Below are 22,951 nucleotides of genomic sequence, written 5' to 3' on the forward strand. Positions count from 1 at the left end.
CTTACTCGGGAATCAGCACGGTGCCGTCGGGGAAGACGATGGCGCCGTCGCCGCTGACATCGAAGAAGCCCACCTGGTGGGTATTGGCCAGCACCTGCACCAGGCCATGCGCGTTCTCGGCCACTTCGTCGTCGAACGAGGCGTAGATCACGTGCTGGCCGATGCTGTAGTCGGTCACTTCGGGGCGCTCGTCTTCGTCGTCGGCCAGCGGGCCGTCCATCGGCGGGAAATGCTCGACGATCGCGCCGAACCATGCCTGCAGCGCCGGTACCGACACCGCTGCATCGTCGTAGTCGTGCTTTTCGTTCCACTCGGTCTGCGCGTCGTACCACTGCAGGAAGGCTTCCGCTTCACGCGGGGCCACGGCGGGGTCGAACACCATCAGGTCGTAACTCATCGGGATCACCTTGTTCCATGCGCAAATGCATGCGGCAGGATAGCCTTGATCGGCATGGGCCGGCCGGCCCGCCCCGGCGCGGTTCAGCGCGGTGACGGCAGCGCAGCGGCGGTAGCGGCGTGCGGTTGCGCCACCGGCGCCTCCGGGAACAACGCAAAGCGTAGCCCCAGCACCCCCATCAGCGCGTCATCGCGCGCCTTGCCCGGGGCCACCGTCTGCACCCGCCGCAGCGACGCCTCCAGCCTGGCCTGCAGACCGGCCGGTGCGGGCAGCGGGCCGCGCCGTGCCACCTGCGCGCGGTAGTGCGTGGCCACATCGTCCAGGATCGCCTCGATCGCCTCCACGCTGGCCGGCGGCAGGCCGTGGCGGGCGCGCCGCAGCTGCAGGATGTTCAGGCCGATACGGGCTTCGGTGAGCATGTCCACCGAGGCGATGTCGCTGCCTTCCGGGGTGGCCGCCAGGCGTGGGGCGAGCAGGCCCAGCAGGTCCAGCATGCGCGCGGCGAACTGCTGGCGGTCCTGCTGGCCGCGGCCTTCGGCGGCCTCGGCCAGCGTGGTCCAGCCCTGGCGCACCAGCCGGCGCGCGGTCCACTCGGCGCCGACCGAGCGGAACAGGCGGGTCATCATCACCGCAAAGCCAATACCGATGAACATGGCCACCGAGGAATTGATGAAGCTCTGGATATTGGCGTTGTAGGTGTTCTGCACGTTCAGCAGCGCCACCAGGTTGACCATCAGCGGCAGCCCGATCAACGCGGTCTGCGGCTTGTGCAGCAGCAGCCCGGCCGGCAGGAACACCACCGCCAATACCAGCGCCAGGCTGCCGAAGTCGTGTACCGCCGGGAACACGCCGAACAGGTACACCCCGGCCACCAGGCTGGCCACGATCGCCCACAGCAGGAAGGACAGCATGCTCGGCGCCGGGTCGTCCTGGGCGGCGAAGAACGCGGCGGCCACGGCGGCCATCATCGCGCCATTGCCGCCGCCTTCCCAGCCGAGCGTGATCCACAGCGCGCAGTAGGTCATCAGCGCCATGCCGGCGCTGGCGGCGGAGAACAGCGCCATGCCGTAGTCGACGTGGCGGGCATCGCCCACGCGCCTGGCGCCGATGCGGTAGTGCGCGGTGTCGCGCGGGGCATCGCCGCGTTCGATCGCCTCCTGCAGGGTGGCGCAGTCCTGCCACAGGTCCACCAGCTCCTCCAGGCGCAGCAGCAGGGTGACCAGCAGCAGGTGGTCCAGCTCGCCATCCACGGCCGGCTTCAAGGCCAGGATGCGCTCGCGCAGCGCCGCGTACCCGCTGGCGCCGGCGCGGCCCGGCGTCTCCAGCCACTGCGCGATGTCGGCCACCAACGGCTCCAGCCCTGGCGGCAGCGCGCGGCCACCGGCGCGCAACGCACTCAACCGGTCGGCGATGGACGACAGCACCGGCAGCATCAGCAGCATCCGGTCGCGCAGCTGCTGCATCGACACCGCTGCACCGGCGTGGCGCGGGTCGTCGCGGCGCAGGAATTCGATCAGCGCGTCGAACTGCACCAGGTCGGCGGCCAGCCGGTTGCGCGGTGCGTGCGCCTGGCCGCGCAGCAGGATCTGCCGGCACCACTGCGCCGCATCGCCCATCCAGTTGCCTATCCGCGCGCGCAGCATCGGCCGCACCGAGGTAGGGAACAACAGCGAGGCGAACAGCACCGCCACCACCGTGCCCAGGATGATCTCCTCGCTGCGCGCCACCACCGTGTCGAAGATGGTGTCCGGCGAGGTCACCGCGGGAAAACCGATGAAGGCGGTGGTGTAGCCGGCCAGCAGGAACGCATAGCCGCGCGGGCCACGGTTGAGCAGGGCCACGAACAGGCAGACCGACAACCACAGCGACATCGCCGCGCTGAGGAGGAACGGGGTTTCCACCAGGTGCGGCAGCATCCACAGCGTGGCCGCCCCGGCGATCAGCGTGCCGAGGACGCGGTACACGCCCTTGGCGCGGGTCGGGCCGAGCATTGGCTGGGTGACGATGTAGACGGTGGCCATCGCCCAGTACGGGCGCGAGAGGTTGCCGGCCAGGCCGATGTACAGCGCAGCCAGTGCGGCCAGGAAGGTCTTGACCGAAAACAGCCATGCCTGGCGGTCCAGCAGCAACATGGGGTTACCTCGTGGCCGAGCGCGGGGCCACGGCGTCGGCATTCCAGCCCCCGCCCAGCGCCAGGAACAGCTGGATCTGGTCGCGCGAGACCTGCGCCTGGGCCTGGGCCAGGGTGGCATCGGCCGACACCAGCGTGCGGTCCGCATCCAGGCTGGCCAGATACGAGGTGCGCCCGCCCTGGTACAGGCGGCGGTTCTGGCTGGCGGCCAGCGCGGCCTGCTGCTGGGCCAGCTGCAGCGACTGCAACCGCTGCAGGTCCTGCGCATAGCGGCTGAGCGCGGTCTGGGTTTCGCGCAGCGCCTGCAGCACGCTGTGGTCGAACTCGGCCAGGGCCGCATCGGCACCGGCCTCGGTGGCATGGATGCGCGCATGGGTGCCCGAGGACGGCAGCGTCCAGGAGATCAGCGGGCCGATCGACCACTGTCGGGTCAGCGGCTGGCCGACATCCTCGAGCAGGCCGGCCACGCCCAGCGAGGCGCCCAGGCGGATGTCCGGGTACAGCTCGGCGGTGGCCACGCCGATGCGGGCGGTGGCGGCGGCCAACCGGCGCTCGGCCTGGCGCACGTCGGGGCGGCGCGCCAGCAGCGCACGGCCATCGCCCACTGGCAGCGGCTGGGCCAGGGTAGGCGCCTGGCTGCAGTCGGCCACGCCAGCGGGCAGTTGCCCCGGGGTGCGGCCGAGCAGGGCGGCCAGCTGGTATTCGGCGGCCTGGCGGTGGGCGTGCAGCGGCGGCAACGCGGCCTGCAGCATCGCCACCTGGGCATTGGCGCGGGCCAGCTCCGGCGGGGTGCCACGGCCGGCGTCGATCAGCCGCTGGGTGACCTCGCGGCTGCGCTGCTGCAGTTGCAGCGAGTGCTCGGCCACGTGCAGCTCATGGTTGGCGTGGCAGATCTCCACGTAGCTGCCGGCTACCTGCGCCACCAGCGAGACGCGAGCCAGGTCGAGCGCGGCGGCCACGCTCTGCTCATCGGCGTGCGCGGCTTCGGCGGCGCGCTTGAGCTTGCCGAACAGGTCGAACTGGTAGGACACGGCGAACTTGCCGTCGGCCAGGCTGATCGGCGGCAGCTCGTGCTCCAGCAGGAACGACTCGGCCGACAGCTGCGCGCGGCTCACCCCGGCCTCGGCCTCGTAGTCGACACCACCGGCATCCAGCGCCTGCTCGTAGACGGCGGCGGCGCGGCGCAGGTTGGCGTCGGCTACCTTAAGTTCCACGTTGTCGCGCAGTGCCTGCTGCACCAGCGCATTGAGGCGGTCGTCCTGGTACAGCTCCCACCAGCGCGCCGGCAGTTCGGCGCCGGCGGCCACCTGCGGGTTGCCGGTGTCGATGAAGGCCGCATTCGCCTCCGGTCGCTGGAAGGCCGACCCTGCGGGCACGGCGTAGTCCGGGCCGACGGTCGTGCACGCGGCCAGCGTGGTCAGCGCCAGCCCCAGCGCGATGCGGTGCAGGGCAGGGCGATTCACAGCGCCGCCTGGGCCGGTTGCGCCGACGTGGCCTTGGCATCGGGCTGGATGGTGACCGTGGCGGTGCGCCCGGCGATCAGGTTCACGCCCGCCGGCACCGTGTCGATATGGATGCGCACCGGGATGCGCTGGGCCAGCCGCACCCAGTCGAAGGCCGGGGTCACGTTCGGCAGCAGGCTGCTGCCTTCGCTGCGGTAGCGGTCCTCGATGCCGGCGGCGATGCTCTGCACGTGGCCCTGCAGTGGCTGGGCCTCGCCCATCAGGCGGATGTCGACCTTCTGCCCGGCATGCACGCCGCGCAGGCGGGTCTCCTCGAAGTACCCATCCACGCGGAACGAGCCGGTATCCAGCACCGCGATCACCGGGCGCCCGGCGGTGACATAGTCGCCGGCGCGCACAGTGCGGTCGTTGACATGGCCATCGCTGGGGCTGCGCACTTCGGTGCGGGCCAGGTTGAGCTTGGCCAGGTCCACCGCCGCCTGCGCGGTGGCCATCGAGGCCTGAGCGGCCAGCAGCTTGGCCCGGCGCACTTCGGCGTCCTCGGCGGCGACCAGGTCGGACAGGCTGCGGTCGCGGGCGATCTCGCGGCGCAGCTGGTCCAGCATGGCACGGCGTTCGCCGAGTGCGGCCTGGGCCTGCTCCAGCGCGATCTGGTAACGGGCGCGGTCGACCACGAACAGGACCTGGCCGCGGGTGACCGGCTGGTTGTCGGCCACCTTCACCGCCTCCACCAGCCCGGACACGTCCGGGGCCACCTGCACCACGTCGGCGCTGACGTGGGCATCGCGCGTCCACGGCTCGTCCATGTAGTACGCCCACAGGTGGCGCAGCACCAGCAGCGCGGCGATCGCCGCCACGACGGTCAGCACGACCGGGAAAGCACGCTTGAGGGTCTTGTTCACGATTGCATCCAACGCATCAGGGAAAACAACCCGCCGAGCACGATCACGTACAGGGCCAGGTTGAACAGGGCGGGGTGCCAGATGTGGCGGTAGGCGCCGCTGCGCTGCAGGACCAGGTGCAGCCCGCTGTTGAGCAGGTAGGCCAGCAGCATCAGCCCGAGCAGGGTCGGGACGAACACACCATAGAAACTGAATTCACCGTACATCGAGGCAAAGGGTTCGCAGGAGAGCGGAAAGGGGATCGCCCGGCGTCAGGGGCCGACACCGGGCGGTACAACGGGGAACAGGCTTACGTCACGCGTTCGGCGGCCTCGGCCAGCAGCTGCCACAGCTTGAGCACCGTGCGCAGTTCGTCGGTCGACAGTTCGCCGAACACGTCCCGGCGCAGCCCGATGAGCTGGCTTTCCAGCTCGCTGACCAGCGCCTGGCCCTTGTCGGTCAGCCACAGCAGGTTGGCGCGGCGGTCGCTGGCGTCGCATTCGCGGCGGACCAGGTCGCTGGCCGACAGCTTGTCCAGCAGGCGCACCAGCGAGGGGCCTTCCATGCCCAGCTGCTGGGCCAGCGCGACCTGGCGGATACCCCCGCCGGCGCGGCCGATCAGCAGCAGCGGCATGGTGCAGGCCGCCGAGATGCCATAGCTGCCCAGCGCCTGGTCGGCCAGGCGCTGCCACTGCCGCCCTGCATAGAGCAGGCCGGAGCTGAGCTGCATCTGCAGCTGGGTACGTTCGTCGAGGGTGCGTTTCATGGCAGATAGATAGGATACTACTAATTTCGACCCTATCAATACCCTTGGGCGCAGCGCCGCCCAACGCCGCCCCAATGAAGACGGGCCCCGGCCCGCGCCGGGGGGACGCCCGAGGGGTCTGTCGGGTACGATGCTCGCCCCCCTTCGGGTGCTGTATGTAATGAGCAAGCAAGACAACGACGCCACCCCGGTCACCCAGGCCGATGCCGAATCGGCCGTGCGCACCCTGCTGCGCTGGGCCGGTGAAGACCCCACCCGTGAAGGCCTGCTGGATACCCCGCGGCGCGTGGCCGAAGCCTACGGCGACTGGTTCAGCGGCTACCGCGACGACCCGCGCGCCTACATGGAGCGCACCTTCGAGGAAGTGGCCGGCTACGACGAGCTGATCGTGCTGCGCGACATCGAGTACGAAAGCCACTGCGAACACCACATGGCGCCGATCATCGGCCGCGTGCACGTCGGCTACCTGCCGGCCGGCAAGGTAGTGGGCATCAGCAAGCTGGCCCGCGTGGTCGAGGCCTATGCCCGCCGCTTCCAGGTCCAGGAAAAGATGACCGCGCAGATCGCCCAGTGCATCCAGGACGTGCTGCAGCCGATCGGCGTGGGCGTGGTGGTGGAAGGTGCGCATGAGTGCATGACCACCCGCGGCATCCACAAGCGCGGGGTCAGCATGGTCACCTCCAAGATGCTGGGCAGCTTCCGCGAGGATGCGCGCACCCGCGCCGAGTTCCTGCGCTTCATCGAAGTGGGCGGCAAACGCTGAACATACTGGGTGTCCGGCTGCGATCGGCCGGGCCGGCAATTTTCCCGCCGCGCGGCAACAGGCCACGCGGCGGTCTTCCGGATGTCCTGTCTGCATGAAGCACCGCGAACGCATCACCCGCTATCGCATCCTGCGCGAGCAGCCGCAGTGGAAGCTGCTGGCCGCCGCCAACGCTCCGGAGATCATCGGGCTGCTGCAGAGCCTGCTGATGGACGGCGAGCGCACGCTGCCCGCTGCAGTCCTGCATGAGCGGTTGCAGAGAGCGCTGGACCAGCTCAACGGCGAAGAGTTGTCGCGTGAGCTGCCGCGCACCGGCCAAGCCTACATTGCCCATTGGCTGGCACAGGGCTGGCTGGAGCGGCGCCTGCCCGACGGCGCCGATCAGGAGCAGTACGAACTGTCGACCCAGGCTCTGCAGGCGATTCGTTTCGCTGACAGCCTGGAGCAGAGTCGCGTCGCCGCCACCGAGAGCCGTCTGGCGCTGGTGATCGAGCAGCTCTCGCAGCTGGCCGCGCAGACCGAGTCCGATCCGGATGCACGGCTGTCGGCGCTGCGCGACGAACGTGATCGTATCGACGCCGAGATTGCGAGGGTAGGCGAGGGCCGTGTGGTCACCCTCGACGGCAAGCGCGCGCTGGAACGGGCGCGCCAGATCATCACCTTGGCCGATGACCTCACCGAAGACTTCCGCCGCGTCCGCGACGATTTTGAACGCCTCAACCGCGAGTTCCGTGAACGTATCATCGACGATGAAAGCGAGCGCGGCGATGTGCTCTCCCGGCTGTTCGAGGGCGTGGATGTGATTGGCGACAGCGACGCGGGGCGCAGCTTCCAGGCCTTCTGGCGACTGCTCAACGATGCCGAGCAGAGTGCCCAGCTCGACGCTGCGCTGGAAACCGTGCTTGCGCGCGGCTTCGCCCGGCGGCTGGATCGCAACGAGCGCGCCTTCCTGCGCGGCTTTACCGGCACGATGCTCGACCGTGGCGGCCAGGTCCACGACGTGCTGCAGCACTTCGCGCGCAGCCTGCGTGGTTTCGTGCAGAGCCGGGGATACCTGGAGCAGCGCCGGCTCAACCAGCTGCTCAAGCAGGCGCAATCCGAAGCACTGGCGCTGCGTGATGAATTCACCGCCCAACGTCCCATCGGCCGCGACCTCCAGCTCACAACCAGCCGACTGCGATCGTGGTCGCAGTGGAAACTGCACGATCCGCGCACCGCGCAGGTCGATGGCAGCGTCCAGCGCAATGACGCCGCCAGCATCTCATTGGAAAGCGTCGGCGATCTGGTGGCCTCGTCGGAAATCGACTTCCGAACGCTACGCCGCGATCTGCACGAGCTACTGGCCATTCAACCGAAACTGAGCATCGCCCAGGCCCTGTCGCAACGTGAAGCGCCGCAGGGGCTGGGCAGCGTCATCGGCTACCTGTCGCTTGGCACCCGCCACGGCACAGTGGTCGATGGCGAGCAGGAAACCGCACACTGGCGTGGCGGCGATGGGCAGTGGCGACGCGCCCGCATCCCGTTGGTTTGGTTCACCCAGGAGAAACGCCATGAACTGGCATGAAGATTCCAACGATGCCGAGCCGATCGACGGCGGCGCCCATGACCTCGACGCAGAACCGGTCGTCGTCACCCCGGTGCCGCGGCGCAACAGCGACGTGTTCTACATGGGCGACACCGGGCGTCTGCCGCTCGACGGGCGCCGAGCGCTGTGCCAGCTGTTGATAGGCCCGAGTATCGACCAGATGCGCCACGCCAAGCTGTGGCCGGCTCTGATCCGCAGCGAAGCGGCCATCCGTTCAGCGCTCTCGGACCTGTTCCTGGAACTGGTGCTGGACCGCGACAGCGGCGTTGCCTTCACCCGCCAAGCCGACACCGAAGACGTCGACGCGCCGGTATTGCTGCGCAGCTCGCCGTTGACGTTCATCGACTCGGTGCTGCTGCTTTATCTACGCCAACAACTGGCCGAGGCCGACGCACGCGGCAATCGCGCCGTAGTGGCCGAGACGGAGATGGCCGAAGCCCTGGCGATCTATGAGAAGAACCTCTCCACCGACCGCGCCGGATTCAACCGTCGCGTCGCGGCGGCCGTGCAGAAAATGAAAGAGAACCACATCCTCACCCGCCTGCCAGGCCAGGAAGATCGACACGAGGTGTCCCCGGCGCTGAAGCTGCTGTTCTCCGCCGAAGACGTGTCAGCACTGTCGTCGGTCTACCGCAAGTTGCGCGAAACCCCGGCTGCTAAAGCCTGAACGGAACGACCGATAACGCATGGCCATCTCCAAGCACACTCCCGCCCTATTCACCGAAGGCCTGCCTGATCCGCGGTTGCAGCAGTTCCGCATGCGCCGCCTGCAGGTTCACAACTGGGGCACGTTCAACGGACTGACCGAGGTGCCGATCGCCGAACGGGGCTTCCTGTTCGTGGGTCGCTCCGGTTCGGGCAAGTCGACCCTGCTGGATGCCATGTCGGCCATGCTGGTTCCCCCATCGATCGTCGACTTCAATGCGGCTGCACGGGAAGCCGAGCGCAGTGGTCGCGACCGCAACCTGGTGTCCTACGTGCGTGGCGCGTGGGCTGACCAGCAGGACCGTGGCACCGGCGAAATTGCCACTCAGTACCTGCGCAAGGGTGCGACCTGGACGGCAGTGGTGCTGGAGTACCGTGCTGGCGACGGCCGGGTGGTCAGCTTGGTACGGTTGTTCTGGATCGCCGGCAACGGCGCGGCAGCCGCCGACGTCCGCAAGCACTACCTGATCGCCGAGCGGCCTTTCGATATCGCCAAAGACCTTGGCGGCTTCGACCTGGACCTGCGAAAGCTCAAGCAGCGCCTGGGCGACGTCCACCATTTCGACAGCTTCACCGGCTATGCCGAGCGCTTCCGCCACCTGCTGGGCATCGACAACGAGATGGCGCTGCGCCTGCTGCACAAGACGCAGTCGGCCAAGAATCTCGGCGACCTGAACGTCTTCCTGCGCGACTTCATGCTGGATACGCCCAAGACGTTCGATGCCGCCGAGCGGTTGGTCAGCGACTTCGCCGAACTGGATGGCGCGCACACGTCGGTGGTCACGGCCCGGCTCCAGGTCGAAACGTTGTTGCCCGCGCGTGCGTTGCACGCCGAACTGAAAACAATGAACCTGCAGCGCGCCGATGAGGAGACCTTGAAGCTCGGCCTCGACAGCTTCCGCGAATCGCGGCTGCAGCAGTTGCTGGAAAAGCGCCTGCAGGAAATCGATGTGCGCCATCGTGGGCTGCAGGGAGAAGAAACCCAGCGCCGCCAGGCACTGGTAAATCATGAGGAGCACCTCGCTGAGCTTGAGCTGCAGCGGCGCCAGCAAGGCGGCGAGCGCATCGAAGAGCTTGAGCGTGAACAGGGGCGCGCCCAGTCAGAGCAGGATCGCCGGCAAGCAAAGCGCGAGCAGGCCCGCCAGGCTGCAGCAAAACTGCAGGAAGACCTTCCAGATGACGCGCATGGGTTTGCGCAGTTGATCGGGCGGGCGCAGAGCGAACTCGATAATCGCCAGCAGGCGGCAGCGGCCTTGGATGACGCGATCGCCGAGCGCCAGGCAGGCAAACAGGACGATACTCGTCGTTTCGCCGATGTTCGCGCAGAACTGGAAGCCATGGAGCGCACCCCCTCCAGCATTCCCGCGCCGCTGCAGAAGCTGCGCAGCCGGCTATCCGAAGAGACGGGCGTGCCCGAGGCCGCGCTGCCCTTCGTCGGTGAGCTGATCCAGGTCCACCAGGACCAGGCAGCCTGGCAGGGCGCGATCGAGCGTGTATTGTTCGGCTTCGCACAGTCGTTGCTGGTGGAAGACAAGCACTACAACGAGGTCAATGCCTGGGTGAATCGTACTCACCTTGGCATGCGGCTGACCTACTATCGCGTCCGCCGCAACGACGATGCGATCGTACGCTCGCCATCAGCGCGATCGTTGCTGCACAAGCTTGAGCTTCGCGACAGTGTGTTCGAGCCGTGGCTGCGTCGCGAACTTGGCAAGCGTTACGACTATGAGTGCGTCGAAGCCAAACAACTGCGCGATGTCGAACGAGGAATTTCGCGCGAAGGGCAGGTCAAGCATCCCGGCGACCGGTTCGAGAAGGACGACCGCAATGCGATCGGCGACCGTCGCCGTTGGCTTCTGGGTTTCAACAACCGGGAAAAGCTCGCCCTGTTCCGAAAGGAAGCGCAGGAACTGGCGCAACGCATCGCCGAATGCGACCAGGACGTTGCGAGCTTGCGCAGCCAACGCGACCTCGACAACGATCGACGACTTGCCTGCAACCAGCTGATCAACTTCGCTTGGGAGGAGGTTGATGTCGCCACCGCGGTCCAGCGACTCCAGGACATCGCATCGGCCCTGCAGGAACTGCGGGACGGCAACGCTGATCTGGCCCGTCTGGCCCAGCAGATCGACCGCGCCCGCGCCGATATCGAGCAGGCGAAGCGAACCTATGAGGACACGCGCGTCGAACTTCGTGAACTCTCCCGCGAACGCGACAAGCAGGACGCCAGGCGCCAGAAGAGCCGAGCGCTGGTACTGCCCGCACTGGGTGTGACCCAGGAAGCAGGACTTCAGCGTCGCCTCGACGCGTTCGGTGGCTTCAGCCTCGAAACGCTCGAAGACCAGATGCGCGAGATCAGCAAGGGCATCAATGAGAATCTGGCCTCCACGCAGCAGGACGTGCACCGCGTCGAATCGCAGCTGGTCGCCTGCTTCCGCCGCTTCGCGCAGGCCTGGCCGGAGGAGTCGGGCGACTTTACCGCGTCGGTTGCCTCGGCAGACGATTACCTCGCACGCCTGGCGCGTCTGGAGCGCGATGGCCTGCCTCAGCATGAAGAGCGTTTCTTTGACCTGCTGCAGAACCAGAGCAAGAACAACCTGCTGGCACTGCAACGACACAGTGCCGAGGCGCGCAAGTCGATCGGCCAGCGGCTGGACGAAGTCAATGCCTCGCTGGAGCAGGTACCGTTTAACCGTGGCACGCTGCTGACCATCGAGCTCAGTGACCGGCGCCTGCCCGAGGTGCTTGAGTTCCATCTGCAGCTGCGTGACGTGCTCTCGCATCATCAGACCGAAGAGCGCGAGGTGGCCGAGGCACAGTTTGCCGTGCTGCGTGAGCTGGTGAAGCGGCTTGGCTCGCAGGAAGGCGAGGACAAGCGCTGGCGGGAAAACGTGCTCGACGTGCGCCTGCATGTGGAGTTCATCGGCGTCGAGCTGGACGCCGCAACCCGCCAGCAGGTCGAGATCTACCGCAGTGGCGCCGGCAAGTCCGGCGGCCAGCGGCAGAAGCTGGCTACGACATGCCTGGCCGCTGCGCTGCGATACCAGCTGGGTGGGGCCGAGAGTCAGTTGCCCAGCTATGCCGCCGTGGTGCTGGACGAAGCGTTCGACAAGGCCGATAACGAGTTCACCGCGTTGGCGATGAACATCTTCGAAAACTTCGGCTTCCAGATGGTGGTGGCAACGCCGCTGAAATCGGTGATGACGCTGGAGCCCTTCATCGGCGGCGCCTGCTTCGTTGAGATCAGTGGCCGGCACGACTCCGGGGTGCTGTTGATCGAGTACGACGAAGAGGGCAAACGGCTCAAGCTGCCAGAACGCACCCGCGCCGTCGCCGAGCGAGCGGAAGACTGATCTGGCTGGAAGGCATGCGATGATGGGGCATGGCACCTACCCGCATGCTCCTTCCAGCGGCTGCATTGGCCGAGCTTGAACGACGCTGGCGACGGCGTCGCGGTCAGTGGTTACTCGGCGAAGGCAGTTGGCCCGAGCTGATCGCATTGAACGAGCCGTCGCAGAGCCTGGTCGAGAGCGAGGATGGCTTCAGGAAGTTCGGTCACTGGCTGAAGGCCTGGCAGCCCGTCGAAGGTGTGACCATCCGCAATGTGACCTGGTCGAGGCTGGGTCCGCAGGCATTGCCTACGCACTGGCGTCTGAGTGATGCATCCGCGGTCGCAGCGGCGCTCGGCCAGACCGTCCGCTGGCAACGTGCTTTGGCCGCGTTGGAGCGCTTTCAGCGTGCGTGGCCGGATGCCGGGGATCTGCACGTCCGATTGGCCAACGCCCATTTCGATATGCTGGGTGACGCCCCCGAGGGTGAGCTGGAGCGCGTGATCGGCGTGCTTCGCTGGCTGGAGATGAACCCATCGAGCGGTCTCTACCCGCGCCAGATACCGGTTTCCGGTATCGACAGCAAATGGCTGACCGGCCGAGCGCGCATTCTGGGTGATGCATTGGCGGTACTGCGGCCGGGTTCGGGCGGCAGCCGCTTCGCAGAGCGTGCGGGCTTGCGGGAGCTCCCAGATCGAGTGCGCATGCGCGTGCCGGATGCTGCGCTGGCGGCGCATCTTGGTGGGTTGGATGATCTGGCCGTGCCGATTGAGCAGCTCGCTCGCCTGGAGATCCCTGTCCGGCGGGTGTTGATCGTGGAGAACCTGCAAACCGGCCTTGCCTGTGAGGGACTTCCTGGAACACTGGTGCTGATGGCGAAAGGGTACGCGGTCCAGTATTCAAGTCGCGTACCGTGGCTCGCCAGCCTGCCCGTCTTCTATTGGGGAGATATCGATACTCACGGGCTGGCCATTCTGGACAGGTTGCGCGCGCACTTGCCGCACGTGGTCTCGGTGCTGATGGATGAGCAGGCCCTCCTGTCCTGTCCTCCCGATCGAGTCGGCGTTGAAGACGTCGTGCATCAGGCTGCAACCCTCCCGCGACTGACCGCCGACGAAGCGGCGTTCTATGTTCAACTCCGCTCGGGACGCTACGGGGCATCGATACGATTGGAGCAGGAGCGGATCGACTGGAACTACGCCATTGCACGGCTGCGTGCTGAGCTGGCGGACTAACCGGCGAAGGTGTCCCAGCCCATCCGCGCGATCAGCACCACCACCAGGCCAACGAACAGCTTGCGGATGAACGGCGTGCCGCCACGCAGCGCCAACCGCGTGCCCACCACCGAGCCGATGATGTTGGCCGCGGCCATCGGCAGCGCGAACAGCCACAGGATGTTGCCGGTGGGAACGAAGAACGAGATCGCCGCCACGTTGGTGGCCAGGTTCACCACCTTGGAGGCGGCCGAGGCGCGCAGGAAATCCAGCCCGAAGAAGCGCACGAACAGGAAGATCAGGAAGCTACCGGTGCCCGGCCCGAAGAACCCGTCGTAGAAGCCGATCACCGCGCCGATACCCAAGGCGGTGGCCAACTCCTTGCGGCCGATCTCGCGCGGCCGGTGCAGGGCACCGAAATCCTTCTTCCACAGCGTGTAGCCCAGCATCGCCACCAGCAGCACCAGCACCAGCGGCCGCACCGCATCCTTGGGCAGCAGGCTGACCGCGGTGGCGCCGGCGAAGGAGAACACGAACGCGGTACCGGCGGCGAACAGCACCGGCCGCCACGGGAAGCGCACATTGCGCGCATAGCGCCAGGCCGCCGCACCGGTCCCGAACATCGAGCTGAACTTGTTGGTGCCAAACAGCATCGCCGGGGTGTGCTGCGGCAATACGGTGAACAATCCGGGCAACTGCACCAGCCCACCGCCGCCCACGGCGGCATCGACCAGACCGGCGATGAAGGCGATCGCCACCAACCACAACAGCTCAGGGGGAACCAGTTCCAGCACGGCAGCAACTCTGCGACACAAGGCGCGCCAGCATACGCCCGGGCCCTGGTACCGGATAGCACCGCGCACGCCGCGCGCACGTACCGGCCAACGGTCGGTACCTACGGCGTACCCGGACAAACGCGCGACAATGCGCCCATGAGCACACCTGATCCCTGTCCCTGCGGCCGCCCGCTGGCCTACGCCGCCTGCTGCGGCCGGTACCATGCCGGCGCCCCGACGCCCGATGCCGAAGCGCTGATGCGCTCGCGCTACAGCGCCTACGTGAAACAGCTGCCGGATTACCTGCTGGCCAGCTGGCACCCCAGCACCCGCCCGGCCGAACTGTCGTTGGAGGAGCCGGCCGGCCAGCGCACCCGATGGCTGGGGCTGACCGTGCACGAACATGGCCTCACCGATCCCGACCATGCCCGGGTCAGGTTCACCGCGCGCTACAAGGTCGGCGGCGGCAGCGCGGTAAAGATGCTAGAACACAGCCGCTTCGTGCGCGAAGACGGCCGCTGGTTCTATCTCGACGCGTTGCCCTGAGCGGCATCGCCGCTGCTGCGCACCGCCACGGCCCGTTGCAGGCCGTGTGCGCGCACGCAGTTGCGCCCGGCGTCCTTGGCGGCATACAGCGCCTGGTCGGCGGCCTTGATCACCGCCTGCGGGCCATCGCCGGCGCGGCTGTCGGCCACGCCGATGCTCACCGTTACCTGCACCACCACGCCAGGGCCGCCACGGCCCCGCTGCAACCGCCCGACCGCATCGTCGGCGGCCCGCGCCGCGCGGTCGCGCAGGGTCAGCCGGGTGTCGGCCACCATCGCCCGGACCGCTTCCACCGCATCCACGCAGGCCGGGGCAGGGCGGTCCAGGAACACCAGCGCGAACTCCTCGCCGCCATAGCGGAACGCGCGGCCGCCGCCACCCACCGCGGCCAGCCGTGCGGCCACCAGCTTGAGCACGTCATCGCCGCTGTCGTGGCCATGGGTATCGTTGAAGCGCTTGAAGTGGTCCACATCGACCATCGCGATGGTGTAGGTTGCGCCCACCCGTTGCAGGCACTCGTTCAACGCGCGCCGGCCGGGCAGCCCGGTCAGCTCGTCGCGGAAGGCCATGTGGAAGGACTCCTGCAGCATCGCCGAGACGAGCAGCAGCAGCGCGGCGCTGGCCAGTGCCGGCAGCAGTGCCGGCGACAGGAACACCCGTGGCAGCATCGCCCAGACCACCAGCAGCGCGACCAGCATCGCCGTATGCAATGGCCGCGGCTGGCGCAGCGCCTGTACCGCCAGCCCGGCCAGGGCCAGCACGAACGCCAGCGAGGGCAGCTGCGCCAGCCGGCTCCAGCCGGTCGGCAACCAGGGCCAATGCTGGTCCGAGAGCAGGTCGTGCATGCCCTGCGGCCCCTGTGCGGCCAGCAGGGCGAACGTCCCCACCGCCGCGCCGCTGACCACCCCGCGCAGCAGCAGGTCCTGGCGCAGGCGCCCGCGCTCGGGCCACAGACCATGCAGCGCCATCAGCAGCGGCAGCCATACCGACACTGCGTGGAACAGCAGCGGGGTCAGCGCGGTCACCGCGCCGGTGTTGAGGAAACCGCCCACCAGCCCGTGCAGGATCGCAAATGCCAGCGCGATCGCCAGCAGCAGGCATACCGCGCGCACGCGGTTGTAGATCAGGCCCAGGCCGACGCCCAGGCAGGTCAGCACCAGCGGCAGGATGCGGTGCACCGCGCTGGCCACCTCGTCGGCCGGCGTGGCCGACCATACGCCCAGCCCCACCAGCGCGGCCGGCAGTACGAACAGGTAGTGGCCAGGCTGGCGTAGCAGGTGATCGCGCAAGGACGGTTCCACGGGTGTGGGCCGGCGCGCCAGGGCTGCATCGTGCAAACCGGAACACGCAGGCGATGGTCTTCCCGGTAGCGGCCTGCGCGCAGTCAACTTGAGTGGCGGCGTGGGCGGTGTAACGCGATGTGAGCCTTGCCATGACGTTGCGCTCACCCCGGCTGGTCGATCCTGCACGGGATGAATATCGCCGTTGCCCCGTCGCCGCCGACCACGGCCGCACCCCCGGCACCGCTGGCCGTGCGTTATGCCGGCATCCGCGCGCGCAGCATCGCGCTGGCCAGCCCGCTCAGTGCCGAAGACGCCCTGGTACAGAGCATGCCCGATGCCAGTCCGGCCAAATGGCATCTGGCCCATACCACCTGGTTCTTCGAACGCTTCGTGCTGGCCACCCAGCCCGGCCATGTACCGTTCAACGCCGACTGGCACTACCTGTTCAACAGCTACTACCAGAGCATTGGGCCGGCGCATGCGCGCCCGCAGCGCGGGCTGCTGTCGCGGCCATCATTGGACCAGGTGCTGCAGTACCGCGCGCTGGTCGACCAGCAGGTGATCGGCCTGCTGCAGGCCAATGCGCTCGATGCGCAGGCCAGCCACCAGTTGCTGCTCGGCCTGCACCACGAACAACAGCACCAGGAGCTGCTGCTCACCGACATCAAGCATGCGTTGTGGAGCAACCCGCTGCAGCCGGCCTACCGCGACGACCTGGTCCGCACCAGCGCGACCGCCATCCCGCTGCGCTGGCGCGGCAGCCCCGAACAGATCGTCGAGATCGGCGCCCCGGCCTGGCCCGGGCACGGCGCCTTCGCCTACGACAACGAATCACCGCGGCACCGCGTGCTGGTGCCCGCCCATGCGCTGGCCAACCGCCCGGTCAGCAACGCCGAGTACCGCCAGTTCATCCAGGCCGGTGGCTACCGCGACGTCACCCTGTGGATGAGCGAAGGCTGGGCGCTGTGCCAGGCCGAAGGCTGGCAGCACCCGCTGTACTGGGACGATGCGCTGGAGCGCGAGTTCACCCTTGGCGGCTGGCAGGCCCTGGACCCGCACGCGCCGGTCTGCCACCTCAGCTATTTCGAAGCCGACGCCTATGCCCGCTGGCAGGGCGCGCGCCTGCCCACCGAGTTCGAATGGGAGGCCGCCGCCAGCGGCCAACCGCTGCACGGCCACTTCGCCGATGCCGACCGACTGCATCCGGCCGGCGCCAGCGCGGCCGGGCAGGCCACCGACACCGCCCTGCTGCAGTTGTTCGGCGATGTCTGGGAATGGACCAGCAGCGCCTACGGCGCCTACCCGGGCTTCCGTCCCTTCGCCGGCAACCTGGGCGAATACAACGGTAAATTCATGAACGGCCAATGGATCCTGCGCGGCGGCAGCTGCGCGACCCCCGAAGGGCACGTGCGTGCCAGCTACCGCAACTTCTTCGCGCCTTCGGCGCGCTGGCAGTTCGCCGGCCTGCGCCTGGCCCGGGACGCGGCATGAGCACGGTCAGCGACGCGCTCGAAGCGCTCACCGACCTGCAGCCCGACCGCGCCCGGATCACCGCCGACATCCTGCAGGGCTTGTCGCTGCGGCCGCGTCAGCTGCCATCCAAGTACTTCTACGACGCGCGCGGGTCGGCGCTGTTCGAACGGATCACCCGCCAGCCCGAGTACTACCCCACCCGCACCGAACTGAAACTGCTGCAGGACTGCGCTACCGACATCGCCGTCGCCGTCGGCCCACGCCTGCACGTGGTCGAACTGGGCAGCGGCAGCGGCCGCAAGACCGAGTTGCTGCTGCACGCCCTGGCCGATCCGGTCGCCTACACCCCGATCGAGATCTCGCGCGCGGCCTTGCTGGCCAGCATCGCGCGGCTGGCCACCGCCTTGCCGCAGATTGAAATGCTGCCGGTCTGCGCCGACTTCACCGCCCCGGTGCAGCTGCCCACCCCGCAGCGCGCCGCCACGCGCCGGCTGCTGTTCTTCCCCGGCTCCACCCTGGGCAACTTCGTCCATGCCGACGCGGTGGCGCTGTTGCAGGCGATGCGCCGGACCATGGGCAGCGACGGCCTGGCCCTGATCGGCATCGACCTGCACAAGGACCCGGCCCTGATCGAGGCCGCCTACAACGATGCGGCCGGCATCACCGCCGCGTTCACCCTCAACCTGCTGGCCCGGCTCAACCGCGAGATCGGCAGCGACTTCGACCTCGAGGGTTTCGCCCACCGCGCCCGCTACAGCGTGCCGCGGCTGCGCATCGAAACCGAGCTGGTCAGCCGCTGCGCGCAGACCGTGCAGGTGGCCGGCCGCCGTTTCGATTTCGCCGAGGGCGAAGCGATGACGGTCGAATACAGCCACAAGTACACCGACGCGGTGTTCGCGTCACTGGCCGCCGAGGCCGGGCTGCGGGTCAGCGCGCACTGGAACGCGACCGAACCAGCATTCGGGCTGCGGCTGTTGCAGCCGCTGTAGTCAATCTGCCGCATCGGCCCGTCGCCTCGACGCTTGCGGCTATCATGCCGTTCAACACTGGCTGCAAGGATTCCCGCCAATGAAATGCCTCACCGCAGCGTTGCTGGCCATGGCGTGGCTGGGCAGCGCCGCCGCGCAGGCCGCGCCGCAGGACGAATTCGACCGCTGCCTGGCCAGCCTGCAGCCGCAGGCGCTCAAGCAGGGCGTCAGCGCGGCCGGCTTCAGCCGCCCCACTGCCGGGCTCAGCCCGGACCTGAGCGTGCTGCCGCTGCTGGATGCGCAGCCGGAGTTCACCACCCCGTTGTGGGATTACCTGGCCGCCCTGGTCGACAGCCAGCGCGTCGACGACGGTCGCGCGCTGCTGGCCCAGCACCGCGACCTGTTGAACCGCGTGTCCAGCCAGTACGGCGTGGACCCGGCCACGATCGTGGCGGTATGGGGCGTGGAGAGCGATTACGGCCGGGTGTTCGGCAAGCGCCCGCTGCTGCAGTCGCTGGCCACGCTGTCGTGCAACGGCCGCCGCCAGCCGTTTTTCCGCGGCGAACTGCTGGCCCTGCTCAAGCTGCTCGACGCCGGCGACCTGCAGGCCGAGGGCCTGACCGGCTCGTGGGCCGGCGCATTCGGCCACACCCAGTTCATGCCGTCCACCTATGCCCGCATTGCCGTGGATGGTGATGGCGATGGTCGCCGCGACCTGGTCGCCAGCATTCCCGATGCCCTGGCGTCCACCGCCAACTACCTGGCCAAGGCCGGCTGGCGCACCGGCCAGCCATGGGGCATCGAAGTGAACCTGCCTGCCGGCTTCAATCCCGCCGTGGCCGGGCGTACCCAGCGCAAGCCGCTGGCGGCCTGGCGCGCGCTGGGCATCGTGCCGGTCGGCGGCGGCGCGCTGGCCCCGGCCGGCCTGCCGGCCGACAGCAATGCCGCGCTGCTGCTGCCCACCGGTGCCAAGGGCCCGGCCTGGCTGGTGTTCCGCAACTACGACGCGATCTACGCCTACAACGCCGCCGAAAGCTACGCGCTGGCCATCGCCACCCTGGCCGACCGCCTGCGCGGCGGCAGCGGCACGGTCGCGGCCTGGCCCACCGACGACCCCGGCATCGGCCGCCGCGAACGCCGCGAACTGCAGACCCTGCTGCTCGCGCGCGGCCATGACATCGGCGCCGCCGACGGCATGGTCGGCACCGCCACCCGCCGCGCCATCCAGGCCGAACAGCAGCGCCTGGGCTGGGCCAACCCCGACGGCCGTGCCGGCCAACGCATCCTCACCGCCCTGCGCACCGCGCCTCCCCTCCCGACCCCGCCGACGCCCATGCCCGCATCCAGCCTGCCTGCCTCAAGCGTGTTCCCGCTGCCGCCCAACCGTACCCGCCTGCTGCAGTCGCCGGCCGCGCCCGGGGCCGCATTGCCCAGGCTCGAGGGCCTTGGCCTGGCCAACGTGCAGGGCTTCCCGGCCTGGCAGGTGGACACCCCGTTCGCCACCGCCGCGGTGTCGGTGTTCGGTGGTCAGTTGCTGTCCTACGTGCCCAAGGGCGGCAAGGACGTACTGTGGCTCTCGCCCAGCGCCCAGGCGCTGCCCACCCCGATCCGCGGCGGCAGCCCGGTGTGCTGGCCTTACTTCGGCCGTCAGGGGCAGGGCACCGATGTACCGTCGCATGGCTTCGTGCGTGACCTGCCGTGGACGCTCCAGGACGCCCGCCGCGAGGCCGACGGCACCGTCGTGCTGACCCTGGCACCACCGGCGCTGGACAACCTGGCCCTGCGCCTGACCATGCAGCTGCGCATCGGCCGCACCCTGGAACAGCGCCTGCTCACTGAGAACACCGGCAGCCAGCCGCTCAGCTTCACCCAGGCGCTGCACAACTATTTCCAGGTCGGCGATGCCCTGCAGGTCAGCGTCGAGGGCCTGGATGGCCTGACCTACCTGGACAAGTTCGAAAACTACGCCACCCCCCGCGTCCAGCGCGGCGACTGGAGCCTGCGCGACCCGCGCGATCCCGGCCGCAGCGACCGCATCTATACCCATGCCGGCGGGCGCTATGTCCTGAAGGACCCCACGCTCAAGCGCCGCATCGAGATCAGCACCGAAGGCAGCCGCTCGCTGGTGGCCTGGAACCCCGGGCAGGCCGGTGCGGCGAAGATGGTCGACGTCGGCGCCGGCTGGCGCAACTATGTCTGCCTGGAAGCGGCCAACGCCGGCCCGGACGTGGTCACCCTCGCCCCGGGGGCGCGGCACGCGCTGGTGCAGACCTTCCGCGTGCTGCCGCTGTAACCGGGCGCCAGCGATCCCTCAAGGAGCGAGTCATGACCGATACCCAGTGGTATTACGCCGATCCCCAGCAGCAGCGCCATGGTCCGCTGTCCACCGGGCAGCTGCAGCAGTTGCACGCCCAGGGCCAGGTTGAAGCCGGCACCCTGGTCTGGCGCCAGGGCCTGGAGCAGTGGCAGCCCCTGCACAGCATCGCCGAGCTGAGGGCCGCCCGTGCACCGGATCCAACCCATGATCCCTACGCCGCGCCAGCCTCGTCAGTCGGCGCGCCGGTGCCCGCACCGCTCAACGAGACCATGCAGGCCTACGCCGCCTTCGTCGGTCCCAGGTTCCCCGTCTACCGCCGCAAGTGGAATCTGGACCAGAACCCGAACCCCGACAGCGTCAGCACCTGGAACTGGGCCGCCTTCCTGTTCGGGGCGCTGTGGATGCTGTATCGCCGTATGTACGCGGTGGCCGCGCTCTGGCTTGGCGCGATGCTGGTCATTTCCAGCATCGAGCTGCTGATCGGCGTCAGCGGCAGCATTTCCGCCATCATCAGCATCGCCATTGCCGTCGCCGCCGGGGTGGTGGGCAACCACTTGTACCTGCGCCATGCCACGCGCCAGATCGGTGCGGCAAGCGCTGCCCACCGCGGGCAGGGGCCGGACCTGCAGGCCGAGCTGGCCGCGCGGGGCGGTACCAGCTGGTTGGCCGTGGTGGTCGGCGTAGCCCTGTTCGTCGCAGTGAACCTCGCCACGGCCCTGCTGCTGGATGCCTGAGCCGGCTAGCCGCGCCCGCTCCGTGGCCGCAGCACCAGCAGGCAGATGCCGCCGGCCACCAGGCCCCAGAACGCCGAACCGATCCCGGCCAGCGACAGCCCCGATGCGGTCACCAGGAAGGTGACCAGCGCCGCCTCGCGGTCGGCCTCCTCGCGCAGCGCGCCGGCCAGGCTGTTGGCGATCGTGCCGAACAGCGCGATGCCGGCCACGCAGGCCACCAGTTCCCTGGGGAAGGCCGCGAACACCGCCGCCACCGTCGCCCCGAACAGGCCCACCACGATATAGAAGGCACCGGCGGCCACCGCGGCGGTGTAGCGCCGCGCCGGGTCTTCATGCGCCTCGCGGCCCATGCAGATCGCCGCGGTGATCGCCGCCAGGTTCAGGCCGAAGGCCCCGAACGGGGCCAGCAGCGTATTGACCACCCCGATCCAGCCGATCACCGGCGACACCGGCGTGTCGTAGCCGCAGGCGCGGATCACCGCCACCCCGGGAATGTTCTGCGAGGCCATGGTCACCACGAACAGTGGCAGGGCGATGCTGAACACCGCCGGCCAGGACAGCGTGGGTGTGGTGAACACCGGTACCGCCCATTCCAGCCGTACCTGTTGCAGCTGCAGCAGGCCCTGGCCGCCGGCCACCGCGATGCCCACCAGCAGGGTGGCCACCACCGCATAGCGTGGGAACAGGCGCCGCCCGACCAGCCAGGTGGCGAACATCGCCAGCGCCATCGCCAACTGCGTGCCCATCGAGACGAACACCTCCAGCCCGAAGCGCAGCAGCACGCCGGCGAGCATGCCCGAGGCCAGGGCCATCGGTACCCGGCGCATCGCCCGGGCGAAGATCCCCGAGAAGCCGGCGATCATGCCCAGCACCGCGGCGAGGACGAAGGCACCGATCGCGTCGGAGTAGCCCACCGCGCCGGTCCCCACCACCAGCATCGCCGCGCCCGGGGTGGACCATGCCGTCACCACCGGCACGCGGTAGCGCAGCGACAGGCCGATACAGGTCACACCCATGCCCAGCCCCAGCGCCCACATCCACGAGGCGATCTGCGCCTGCGATGCGCCCACCGTCTGTGCGGCCTGGAACACGATCACCGCCGAACTGGCGAAGCCGACCAGCACCGTGATGAAGCCGGCCATCACCGACGGCAACGACACATCGCGCAACAACGAACGTTTGCTACCCACCGACATCGCATGCACCCCCGACAACAAGAGATGCATTGTTAGCAAGCCTGCGGCAGCACGCGCAACGCGCGTGCTGCCGCGCTGTGTGCCGGGCAGCACGCAACGATGACGCTGCGATGAAAAAGATCGACAAAAGCCTTGACGAATTTGCAGAAGTCTTTAGTATTCGCTCCCTCGCTGCGACGCGGTCTTCACCCCGGTGAACACCACGCCAAAGCGGCATCAACATCCTTCCAACGAAGGTGTTGACGGAAACGAAAAGCCTGACATAATAGGCGGCTCGCTTCGGTGAAAAGGCCTTCGGGTCACACGACGAAGCAGCATCGGCAACAACGTCCACTTCGGTGCGGCGGCCTTGAAAAAAGGTGTTGACGAGGCGGAAAAGCCAGCTATAATGGGCGGCTCGCAACGACGGAAACGTCGGGGCACA

20 protein-coding genes are annotated in these 22,951 nt (G+C 68.4%); 10 read left to right on the plus strand and 10 right to left on the minus strand.

The features are described 5' to 3' along the window. Position 1 precedes the first annotated feature (1 nt). The 6 genes from IC535_RS01850 to IC535_RS01875 form a co-directional block, all read right to left on the minus strand. The gene (locus IC535_RS01850; RefSeq protein WP_228884861.1) at positions 2-397 is read right to left on the minus strand and encodes a hypothetical protein; all 396 of its coding nucleotides are present in this window, start codon (positions 395-397) and stop codon (positions 2-4) included. An 83-nt stretch (positions 398-480) separates the two neighbouring features. Then, a complete protein-coding gene (locus IC535_RS01855; RefSeq protein WP_228884862.1) occupies positions 481-2,529 on the minus strand; it encodes an FUSC family protein in 2,049 nt (682 codons plus the stop codon). Positions 2,530-2,533: 4 nt separating this feature from the next. After that, the gene (locus IC535_RS01860; protein WP_228884863.1) at positions 2,534-3,991 is read right to left on the minus strand and encodes an efflux transporter outer membrane subunit; all 1,458 of its coding nucleotides are present in this window, start codon (positions 3,989-3,991) and stop codon (positions 2,534-2,536) included. Next, complete coding sequence (locus IC535_RS01865; protein WP_228884864.1) at positions 3,988-4,893, minus strand: efflux RND transporter periplasmic adaptor subunit; 906 nt, start codon at positions 4,891-4,893, stop codon at positions 3,988-3,990. Before IC535_RS01865 ends, IC535_RS01860 begins: the two co-directional genes overlap by 4 nt. Then, entirely contained in the window at positions 4,890-5,099 is a 210-nt protein-coding gene (locus IC535_RS01870; RefSeq protein ID WP_228884865.1) for a DUF1656 domain-containing protein, read from the minus strand. Before IC535_RS01870 ends, IC535_RS01865 begins: the two co-directional genes overlap by 4 nt. A gap of 83 nt (positions 5,100-5,182) precedes the next feature. Further along, positions 5,183-5,638 carry a MarR family winged helix-turn-helix transcriptional regulator gene (locus tag IC535_RS01875; protein WP_228884866.1) on the minus strand — a complete coding sequence of 152 codons (456 nt, stop codon included), beginning with the start codon at positions 5,636-5,638 and terminating at the stop codon, positions 5,183-5,185. 160 nt (positions 5,639-5,798) lie between these two features. Here IC535_RS01875 and folE point away from each other — a divergent pair, with 160 nt between their 5' ends. The 5 genes from folE to IC535_RS01900 all read left to right on the plus strand — a co-directional run bounded on the left by folE (position 5,799) and on the right by IC535_RS01900 (position 13,255). Further along, positions 5,799-6,401 (plus strand): GTP cyclohydrolase I FolE, encoded by a 603-nt coding sequence (folE, locus tag IC535_RS01880; RefSeq protein WP_228884867.1) that lies wholly within the window; start codon positions 5,799-5,801, stop codon positions 6,399-6,401. 94 nt (positions 6,402-6,495) lie between these two features. Continuing rightward, positions 6,496-7,965 (plus strand): DUF3375 domain-containing protein, encoded by a 1,470-nt coding sequence (locus IC535_RS01885; protein WP_228884906.1) that lies wholly within the window; start codon positions 6,496-6,498, stop codon positions 7,963-7,965. Then, a complete protein-coding gene (locus IC535_RS01890; protein ID WP_228884868.1) occupies positions 7,952-8,653 on the plus strand; it encodes a DUF4194 domain-containing protein in 702 nt (233 codons plus the stop codon). Before IC535_RS01885 ends, IC535_RS01890 begins: the two co-directional genes overlap by 14 nt. A 19-nt stretch (positions 8,654-8,672) precedes the next feature. Continuing rightward, a complete protein-coding gene (locus tag IC535_RS01895) occupies positions 8,673-12,044 on the plus strand; it encodes an ATP-binding protein (protein WP_228884869.1) in 3,372 nt (1,123 codons plus the stop codon). 29 nt (positions 12,045-12,073) lie between these two features. Next, positions 12,074-13,255 carry a Wadjet anti-phage system protein JetD domain-containing protein gene (locus IC535_RS01900; protein ID WP_228884870.1) on the plus strand — a complete coding sequence of 394 codons (1,182 nt, stop codon included), beginning with the start codon at positions 12,074-12,076 and terminating at the stop codon, positions 13,253-13,255. Here the strand turns inward: IC535_RS01900 and IC535_RS01905 are convergent. Further along, the gene (locus IC535_RS01905) at positions 13,252-14,028 is read right to left on the minus strand and encodes a sulfite exporter TauE/SafE family protein (RefSeq protein ID WP_228884871.1); all 777 of its coding nucleotides are present in this window, start codon (positions 14,026-14,028) and stop codon (positions 13,252-13,254) included. The genes IC535_RS01900 and IC535_RS01905 overlap by 4 nt on opposite strands. A gap of 138 nt (positions 14,029-14,166) precedes the next feature. On the opposite strand from IC535_RS01905, the gene IC535_RS01910 reads away from it, so the two are divergent. Next, positions 14,167-14,556, plus strand: coding sequence for a YchJ family metal-binding protein (locus tag IC535_RS01910; RefSeq protein WP_228884872.1), 390 nt, complete (start codon positions 14,167-14,169; stop codon positions 14,554-14,556). Here the strand turns inward: IC535_RS01910 and IC535_RS01915 are convergent. After that, positions 14,535-15,845 carry a GGDEF domain-containing protein gene (locus IC535_RS01915; protein WP_228884873.1) on the minus strand — a complete coding sequence of 437 codons (1,311 nt, stop codon included), beginning with the start codon at positions 15,843-15,845 and terminating at the stop codon, positions 14,535-14,537. The genes IC535_RS01910 and IC535_RS01915 overlap by 22 nt on opposite strands. Positions 15,846-16,028: 183 nt before the next feature. Between IC535_RS01915 and egtB the strand changes: the two genes are divergently transcribed. From egtB to IC535_RS01935, 4 genes are all read left to right on the plus strand, one after another. Beyond that, positions 16,029-17,330, plus strand: a complete 1,302-nt coding sequence (gene egtB / locus IC535_RS01920) for an ergothioneine biosynthesis protein EgtB (RefSeq protein WP_228884875.1) — start codon at positions 16,029-16,031, stop codon at positions 17,328-17,330. Beyond that, positions 17,327-18,301, plus strand: coding sequence for an L-histidine N(alpha)-methyltransferase (gene egtD, locus IC535_RS01925; protein WP_228884877.1), 975 nt, complete (start codon positions 17,327-17,329; stop codon positions 18,299-18,301). The genes egtB and egtD overlap by 4 nt, the downstream gene beginning before the upstream one ends. A gap of 109 nt (positions 18,302-18,410) precedes the next feature. Next, the gene (locus tag IC535_RS01930) at positions 18,411-20,573 is read left to right on the plus strand and encodes a lytic murein transglycosylase (protein WP_228884907.1); all 2,163 of its coding nucleotides are present in this window, start codon (positions 18,411-18,413) and stop codon (positions 20,571-20,573) included. A gap of 32 nt (positions 20,574-20,605) precedes the next feature. Then, positions 20,606-21,331, plus strand: coding sequence for a GYF domain-containing protein (locus IC535_RS01935; RefSeq protein WP_228884878.1), 726 nt, complete (start codon positions 20,606-20,608; stop codon positions 21,329-21,331). Positions 21,332-21,336: 5 nt separating this feature from the next. Here the strand turns inward: IC535_RS01935 and IC535_RS01940 are convergent, their stop codons facing one another. Both IC535_RS01940 and IC535_RS01945 read right to left on the minus strand, forming a co-directional pair. Further along, on the minus strand, positions 21,337-22,527 hold the full coding sequence (locus IC535_RS01940) for a benzoate/H(+) symporter BenE family transporter (protein WP_228884908.1): 1,191 nt from the start codon (positions 22,525-22,527) through the stop codon (positions 21,337-21,339). After that, a partial coding sequence (locus IC535_RS01945) for a hypothetical protein (protein ID WP_228884879.1) occupies positions 22,514-22,951 on the minus strand: 438 nt, incomplete at its 5' end. The genes IC535_RS01945 and IC535_RS01940, both read right to left, overlap by 14 nt.

Source organism: Stenotrophomonas rhizophila (genome assembly GCF_020857975.1).
In the GTDB taxonomy this organism is placed as follows: Bacteria; Pseudomonadota; Gammaproteobacteria; order Xanthomonadales; family Xanthomonadaceae; genus Stenotrophomonas; species Stenotrophomonas rhizophila_C.

Excerpts from the sequence above, each read along its gene's own strand:
- IC535_RS01850 (WP_228884861.1), bottom strand. The coding sequence starts at position 397 with ATGAGTTACGACCTGATGGTGTTCGACCCCGCCGTGGCCCCGCGTGAA.
- IC535_RS01855 (WP_228884862.1), bottom strand. The coding sequence starts at position 2,529 with ATGTTGCTGCTGGACCGCCAGGCATGGCTGTTTTCGGTCAAGACCTTC.
- IC535_RS01870 (WP_228884865.1), bottom strand. The coding sequence starts at position 5,099 with ATGTACGGTGAATTCAGTTTCTATGGTGTGTTCGTCCCGACCCTGCTC.
- IC535_RS01875 (WP_228884866.1), bottom strand. The coding sequence starts at position 5,638 with ATGAAACGCACCCTCGACGAACGTACCCAGCTGCAGATGCAGCTCAGC.
- folE (WP_228884867.1), top strand. The coding sequence starts at position 5,799 with ATGAGCAAGCAAGACAACGACGCCACCCCGGTCACCCAGGCCGATGCC.
- IC535_RS01885 (WP_228884906.1), top strand. The coding sequence starts at position 6,496 with ATGAAGCACCGCGAACGCATCACCCGCTATCGCATCCTGCGCGAGCAG.
- IC535_RS01890 (WP_228884868.1), top strand. The coding sequence starts at position 7,952 with ATGAACTGGCATGAAGATTCCAACGATGCCGAGCCGATCGACGGCGGC.
- IC535_RS01895 (WP_228884869.1), top strand. The coding sequence starts at position 8,673 with ATGGCCATCTCCAAGCACACTCCCGCCCTATTCACCGAAGGCCTGCCT.
- IC535_RS01900 (WP_228884870.1), top strand. The coding sequence starts at position 12,074 with ATGGCACCTACCCGCATGCTCCTTCCAGCGGCTGCATTGGCCGAGCTT.
- IC535_RS01910 (WP_228884872.1), top strand. The coding sequence starts at position 14,167 with ATGAGCACACCTGATCCCTGTCCCTGCGGCCGCCCGCTGGCCTACGCC.
- egtB (WP_228884875.1), top strand. The coding sequence starts at position 16,029 with ATGAATATCGCCGTTGCCCCGTCGCCGCCGACCACGGCCGCACCCCCG.
- egtD (WP_228884877.1), top strand. The coding sequence starts at position 17,327 with ATGAGCACGGTCAGCGACGCGCTCGAAGCGCTCACCGACCTGCAGCCC.
- IC535_RS01930 (WP_228884907.1), top strand. The coding sequence starts at position 18,411 with ATGGCGTGGCTGGGCAGCGCCGCCGCGCAGGCCGCGCCGCAGGACGAA.
- IC535_RS01935 (WP_228884878.1), top strand. The coding sequence starts at position 20,606 with ATGACCGATACCCAGTGGTATTACGCCGATCCCCAGCAGCAGCGCCAT.
- IC535_RS01940 (WP_228884908.1), bottom strand. The coding sequence starts at position 22,527 with ATGTCGGTGGGTAGCAAACGTTCGTTGTTGCGCGATGTGTCGTTGCCG.